General features: G+C 64.3%; 4 protein-coding genes and 1 pseudogene. 2 read left to right on the plus strand and 3 right to left on the minus strand.

The features are described from left to right. Positions 1-3: 3 nt before the first annotated feature. Both C8J24_RS03020 and C8J24_RS03025 read right to left on the minus strand, forming a co-directional pair. On the minus strand, positions 4-1044 hold the full coding sequence (locus C8J24_RS03020; protein WP_107930180.1) for a cupin-like domain-containing protein: 1041 nt from the start codon (positions 1042-1044) through the stop codon (positions 4-6). Positions 1045-1116: 72 nt separating this feature from the next. Then, the gene (locus tag C8J24_RS03025) at positions 1117-2235 is read right to left on the minus strand and encodes an SGNH/GDSL hydrolase family protein (protein WP_244180376.1); all 1119 of its coding nucleotides are present in this window, start codon (positions 2233-2235) and stop codon (positions 1117-1119) included. Positions 2236-2462: 227 nt separating this feature from the next. On the opposite strand from C8J24_RS03025, the gene C8J24_RS03030 reads away from it, so the two are divergent. Then, positions 2463-3437, plus strand: coding sequence for a glutathione S-transferase family protein (locus tag C8J24_RS03030; RefSeq protein WP_107930182.1), 975 nt, complete (start codon positions 2463-2465; stop codon positions 3435-3437). 12 nt (positions 3438-3449) lie between these two features. Here the strand turns inward: C8J24_RS03030 and C8J24_RS18045 are convergent. Further along, a pseudogene (locus tag C8J24_RS18045) lies at positions 3450-3581 on the minus strand (hypothetical protein); the annotation flags it as partial. A gap of 669 nt (positions 3582-4250) precedes the next feature. Between C8J24_RS18045 and C8J24_RS03045 the strand changes: the two are divergent. Then, complete coding sequence (locus C8J24_RS03045) at positions 4251-7139, plus strand: PAS domain S-box protein (protein WP_107930184.1); 2889 nt, start codon at positions 4251-4253, stop codon at positions 7137-7139. Positions 7140-7260: the final 121 nt, after the last annotated feature.

Here is a 7260-nt window from a genome sequence, read left to right on the forward strand (position 1 = left end):
CGCTCAGCGGCGCTGGAGCGATTTCAGCAGATAGCCGCGGATCCGCTCGGTCCGGTCCTGGCTGGCCGGGCCCAGTACGCCGCGTGCGGGCGCGGGCAGATGATCGCCCGCCGCACTCGCCTCGTCCGCGAAGACATAATGTTCGAACCACGCGCGCCAGCCCGCCTTCTCCGCCGCGGGCAGGTCGCGCACCGCCATCATCGCGTGCACCACCGCATGGAACGCCGACACGCTCGAATCATAGGCGCGCCAATAGTTGCACAGCACGTTGAGCGTCCCGAACGCCTGGACGTGGTGCCACCAGATCGCCGGGATGAAGATCGCGTCGCCCGGCCCAAGATCGGCCACCACCGCGTGGCCGAGCGCCTCGGCATAGCGCGGATACCGCTCCAGATCGGGCGCAAGCGGATCGACCATGCTCGAAGGCGGCCCCGCCAGCGTCCGGTCGAGCGGCCCCAGATAGAGATTGCCGACCTGATCGGGGGGAAACAGCGTGAACCGCCGCTCGCCAGCGACCACGCAGGCGAGATTGGTCGACCCGTCATAATGCGTCGCGGTCTGCGATCCGTTGCCGATCCACAGCCGCGGCGTCGCCCCGCCCATCGGCAGTTCGAGCGGGTTCGCCGCCGCCCATCCCGGCAGATGCTCGGGCGCGGTCGCCGCGTTCGCATAGAGGATATGCCGCTCGGCTTCGGGGACGTCCGACAGGCGCAGCAATTCGCTCAGCAACACGCCGAGCGGCGCCTTTTCGCGGTGGAAGTTGAACCCTTCCAGATTATCGCCGCGATAGAAGAATTTGCCACCGAACGCCGGGCCGCCGATCAGCACCTCCATCGGCTTGCCGCCATCGCCGAGCCCGGTCAGATACGCCGCCGTCGCGCGATCGCCACCCGCCGCAGCCCGGACGCTGGCCCAGTGCGCGACCTGGCCGCGCAACACGATCGGCGCGTCGCGCAGGGCGATCTCGGCGGCAAAGGTCGCGGCGTCGACTGCGGCACGTTCCTCGACACGGGCATCGGTGGGGGCAGGATGCGATATCGTCATCCCGCTGCGATAGCAGGATAATGCGCCGCGCCCTATTGCGTTCGCTGGCCCGACGAACCGGCCGTCCGTCGATCAGGAGCGTCGGGCCCATCCCGCGACGCGCGCGTCGATCACCGCCGCGATCCGGTCGGCAATCACGGTCTGATCCGCGAGCGAGGGGTGCGAGTGGCACCCGGTGAAGGAAAGGCCGTTGACCGGGACATAGGTGAGCCACGGCGCGCCGGATCTGCGCAAGGTCGCGGCAACCTTGGCCACCTCCGCCTGGATCTCGCCATTGGCCATGTCCGTGGCCCACAGCACGATCTGTGCGCGTGGATCGCGCGCGTGGAGCGCCTGCACGAAGCGCACATAGCGTCGTTCGTAATCGCCATGGAGGGCGTCGCGGTTCGCCCATGTCTCGCCGGCGTGAAGCGGTGTGGTGAAATCGTTGGTGCCGAGCGAGACGATAATCACCTGCGGATGCCAGCCGGGCACGCTGGCGCGGGATCGATGATCGAACAGGGTGAAGGGATAGGCTTCGGGCAGCGTGTCGGCCGCGAACCCGCCATAGTTGCGCACCACCCCGCGCCCGGAAATCGCATTCACTTCGTAATCCGCGCCGTAGCGGCGGGCGAGCAGCGCGCCAAAGCCGCGCGACGTATCTGTCGTCGCCCAGACCTCGTCCTGGGTACATTCGCGTTTGGGCGACGTCACACCATAACCGACGGTATGCGAATCGCCGACGAACTCGATCTGCCGCGTACGATTGCGCAACCTAGCTCCGACAGTCCCCCGCTCGGCAAAGAACGGCCCGATGCCAGTCGGACCGGACTGGCTTTCCGAAGCGACCTCGATGCGCAACACGTGGCGCCCGGCGGGCATCCCGGCGACGCGGTACAGGCCGGGGACGGGCTTGACGAGCGTCGTGATCTTGCGTCCATCGACGAGCACGTGGAGTGCCACTTCGCCCGGCCCCACGTCGAACGATACCGCCGAGCCCCGAAACGCCGTCTCGGCATAACTGCCCGGCCACTGGCGGACAAAGCCGGCGCCTTTCCGCTCGAAACGGCCATGCATTGTTGCCGGCAACAGCGTCAGCGCGACAGGCCTCTCTGTCAGGCGCTCGACGCGAGGCTGTGCAGCAGCCTCGACCGCCGCCGCAAGGATCACCAACCCAGCCGCCATCCCTGCCATCCGACCATGCTTCGCCATTCAAGAACCTCCTACCGCTCCTGCACCTCCTATCCCTTTCGCGACGACCCGGCGACCGGCGTGGTGGACGCGACCGTCGACCTGCGGCCGCTGTTTGCCTGAGCCGGGGCGACCGGTCCCGAACCCGCCGCCAGAGGCATCGCATGGGACAAAAAGAGCCTTTGGTCGTTCGTGAGGGGAAACGGTGGCGGATCTTGCTCGAGGTCCGATTTCGACGGAGGAATGACATGGGTAGAATGATCGACGGTGCGTGGCACGCGGGCAAGGTGACGGAAGACAGCAAGGGCGGCGCGTTCGAACGGCAGGATGCGGGCTTTCGCGACTGGCTGACCCCGGTGGGGAGCCCCGGCCAAGACGGGCAGCCCGGCCATCCGGCGACGCCCGGTCGGTATCACCTCTATGTCAGCTATGCCTGCCCCTGGGCGCACCGGACGCTGATCGTACGCGCGCTGTACGGGCTGGACGACGCGATCGGTGTCTCGGTGGTCGATCCTGTCATGCTGGACAATGGCTGGACCTTCGGCACGAGCCGCGGCGGCAGTGGCGATCCGCTGCACGACGCCGAGTTCCTGTGGCAGTTGTACGCCCGCGCCAGGCCGGACTATTCCGGCAAGGTCACCGTACCCGTCCTGTGGGATCGCGAGACCGACACGATCGTGTCGAACGAATCGGCGGACATCCTCCGGATGCTCGCGGCGTTCGCCGGATCCGGACCGGACCTCTATCCTCAGGCCCAGCGCCAGCAGATCGATGAGGTCAATGCCCGCGTCTACGACACGGTGAACAACGGCGTGTACAAGGCCGGCTTCGCCACGACGCAGGACGCGTACGAGGCGGCAGTGCGCCCGCTGTTCGAATCGCTCGACTGGCTGGAAGAGAGGCTGTCCGGCAGCGACTGGCTGGTGGGCGAGGCGATGACGGAGGCCGATATCCGGCTCTTCACCACGCTGGTCCGCTTCGATGCGGTCTATCACTTCCATTTCAAGTGCAACGTGCGCCGCATCTCCGACTATCCGGCGTTGGACGCTTACGTCGCACGGATGCTGGCAGATCCGCGCATCGCCGCGACGGTGCATCTCGATCACATCAAGACGCATTACTACGCCAGCCACCGCGACCTCAACCCTTGCGGAATCGTGCCCGTCGGTCCTGCCCTCCCTTGGGCTCACCTCACCGCGGGAGGCGATCAGACGCTCACCTGACCAGCCGATTGGCAGCAGGGACATGTTGGCGATGGAATGCTCGAAGCCCGCGGCGACGAAGATGGCGACCGGGCCGATAAACACGGCGACCTTGCCCGACAACGTTCTGGCGAACATCGCCATCTTGTCCAGCTTCGAATCCATTGTCGCGGCTGCAGCGTCGCCGATCGTTCATGCCGCGTCGGATCGACATCTATTCCGATGCGATGGGCTGGACAGCATTCACTACCTGATCTCGTGTTACAATCGCTTGTGGTCGGACGGTGGAACCTGGACAGACACCGGCATCCCGTTCCTACCCTCAGTCGCCGCATGATCAGCGCTCTTTGCGCAAGCGCCCGAGAGTAATACCGTCAAGCCTCTTCGGCCCGCATCACCGATCATGCGCTGCGCGAAGACGATGCCCGCCAAGAACGACCGCTTTTCCATGGGCCAGGGCCAGTTCGATATGAACATTCTTGCTGCGGTCATCGATTGCTTCGCTCGCGCGCCTTCGTTCTTGCTCAGCCCGGTCGCGATGATAGGCAACTCTTCCAGTCTCAGTCATCGACCCCTCGTCCCAATCCCACAATATATTCGTTAACCAACATACGTGAGAGGCATGCCGAGGTTCCCTGTCATCGGATCTTTCCGTGATCACAGCGGTCGCGATGCAGGAATTTCAGATCATGGAGCCATCGCCGAGGAACGGGAAAGAGCATGCGCCGCTGCGGGGATCACAACCGGCCAGTTTCGACAGTTTAAGAACGACCAACGTTGAGCTTGGCGGTGACGATGCTACAGCTCTGTGACCCGCTAAACCTTTGGAGTCCGATGACCGATCTGCCCGCGCGCGAGAAGCAAAGATTGGCTGCCCTCGCAGAATATGACCTGCTGGACACTCCGCGCGAGGCGGCGTTCGACGAGATCGCCGAACTGGTGGCGGCGATCTGCGACGCGCCAATCGCGATCGTAAATCTGATCGGGGACGGCCGCCAGTTCTTCAAGGCGGAAGTCGGGCTTGGCGTCCGTGAGACGCCGTTGGAGACGTCTTTCTGCGGGCGTGCGATCCTCGAGGATGAATTCCTGCTCGTCCCCGATGCGACGAACGACCCACGGTTTGACTGCAATCCCCTGGTCACGGGTGAGCCGCATCTGCGCTTCTATGCTGGCGCCCTGTTGAAGTCGCCTGATGGCTTTCCGATCGGCACGCTCTGCGTTCTGGACTATCGCCCCCGCGACCTGACCGAGGTTCAGAAGCAGACGATCCGCGTCATGGCGCGACAGGTCATGGTGCAGTTCGAGCAGCGTGTTGCAACGGGACGGCTGATTGCAGCCGAAGCGCGCCAGCGGGCGATCGTCGATAGCGCACAGGACTTCGCCATCGTAGCCTGCGATCTCGAAGGCCGTATCATCGAATGGAGCTATGGCGCGGAACGGGTGCTGGGCTGGTCGGAAGACGAGGTGATCGGTCAAAGCGTCTTCCTGTTTTTCACGGATGAAGACCGCGCCGCCGGGGTGCCGGTGCAGGAGATGGCCTGCGCCCGTGAGACGGGGCGGGCCACTGATGAGCGGTGGCACGTGCGCAAGGGGGACGAGCCTTTTTGGGCCAGCGGTGAGTTATCCCTGCTCCGGGATTCGGCCGGCCGCCATACCGGTTACGTCAAGGTTCTTCGTGATCGTACCGAAGAGCATCTTGCCGGCGAAGCGCTCCGGAAAGCGCAGCAGCGCTTCCAGACAATCTTCGACACGGTCGATGCGGCTTTCGCCATCGTCGAGGTCAAGTTCGACGAGGATGACAAAGCCGTCGATTACCGGTTTGTCGAAGCCAACCCCGCCTTTGAACGCCAGTCCGGCGTCAACTTGCGCGGCAAGTGGGTCACGGAATTCGCACCTGACCTGGAGCAGTTCTGGTTCGAGACATACGGGCATGTTGCCAAGACCGGTGAAGCAACCAACTTCGAGAATTATGCCGAAGCATTTCAACGCTGGTTCGACGTACGGGCAGTAAGGGTTGGCGATCCCGCAGATCGACAGATCGCGATTATTTTCAACGACGTGACCGCCCGCCGAGAAGCGGAGGAACGCCTGCGTGTCAGTGAATCCGTCGCACGCCAGAACGTCGAGCGGGTGAAACTCGCGCTGGAAGCCGGCGCCATCATCGGCACCTGGCACTGGGACCTGCCGAGCGATCAATTCACCGTAGACGAGGCATTCGCGCGTGCCTTCGGCCTTGATCCGGCGCTCGGTCGATCCGGCATCCCGCTCGCGCAGATTACAGCAACGGTGCATCCCGACGATCAGGCAGGACTGACGGAGGCCATCAACGCGGTAATTGCCCGCAGTGGGTCCTATGCGCATCAATACCGGGTCCGCCGTGCTGACGGTCGATATTATTGGATCGAGGCGAACGGTCGGGTTGACCATGCACCCGACGGAACGCCGCTGAGCTTTCCCGGCGTCCTGATCGACGTCGAGGAGCGGCGGAGCATCGCAGCGGAGCGCGACCGTGCTGTCGCCGATCTGCGCGCGCTCGCCGAAACGCTGGAGCAGCGCGTCGCGGAGCGAACCGCCGACCTCGGCCAGGCCGAGGACGCGTTGCGCCAATCGCAGAAGGTGGAGGCGATCGGGCAACTCACCGGTGGGGTGGCGCACGACTTCAACAATCTGCTGACAGTCATCCGGGGTTCCATCGACCTATTGCGCCGGCCCGGTCTGTCCGACGAGCGCCGGCAACGCTATATCGACGCGATCTCCGACACCGCCGAACGCGCGACCAAACTGACCAACCAGCTGCTCGCATTCGCGCGCCGCCAGTCGCTCAAACCCGAAGTCTTCGATGTCTCGGAAAGCGTGCGGACGGTCAGCGACATGGTGCGGACGCTGACGGGTGCACGCATCAAGGTATCGCATCGGCTGCCGACGGAGCCTTGCTACATCGACGCGGACCGCAGCCAGTTCGACACCGCGATCGTCAACATGGCGGTCAATGCGCGCGATGCCATGAACGGCGCGGGCGAGCTGTCCATCGTGGTGGCAGCAGCCTCCGGTATGCCCGCCATACGGTCCCATCCGGCCACGCCGGGCGAGTTCGTGACGGTCTCCTTGACCGACAGCGGCCCCGGTATTCCAGCCGACAACATTGAACGGATCTTCGAACCGTTCTTCACCACCAAGGGGGTAGGCGAAGGTACAGGCCTTGGCCTCAGCCAGGTCTTCGGTTTTACGAAGCAGTCCGGCGGGGGTGTCGTCGTCACAAGCGAGGAAGGCGAAGGCGCAACATTCACCATGTTCCTGCCCCGGGTCGACGGGCTGGACGGCGGAGCGGCCGAAGAAGGCGACAACTCCCTGCCGCTCGGCGAAGGCGCCTGTGTGCTGGTCGTCGAGGACAATGCCGAGGTTGGCATGTTCGCGACCGAGGCGTTGGGAGAGTTGGGCTATCATACGGTCTTGGCGATGGACGCCTCCAAGGCACTTGCTGAACTGGCGGCAGATGCAGGCAGGTTCGACATCGTCTTCTCCGACGTGATGATGCCCGGCATGTCCGGTATCGATCTGGGTCAGGAGATCGGCCGCCTTTATCCAAAGCTGCCGGTCGTTTTGACCAGCGGGTACAGCGAGGTTCTGGCGCAGAGCGGTACGCACGGGTTCGAACTGGTGCATAAGCCCTATTCGATCGACACATTGTCGCGAGCTCTCAAGAAAGTGTCACGCCGTCGATGAAGCGTAAGCGGTGTCGCAACCGGACGTGACTGTTGAAAAACGCGTGCTTGCTACCGCCCGGGCGCCGTGATTCACTCCTGCAACGCGGCGAGGAGTAGGGACATGATGGGGCGGCAGGTAG

The sequence above is a fragment of the Sphingomonas aerolata genome (assembly GCF_003046295.1).
Lineage (GTDB): Bacteria > Pseudomonadota > Alphaproteobacteria > Sphingomonadales > Sphingomonadaceae > Sphingomonas > Sphingomonas aerolata.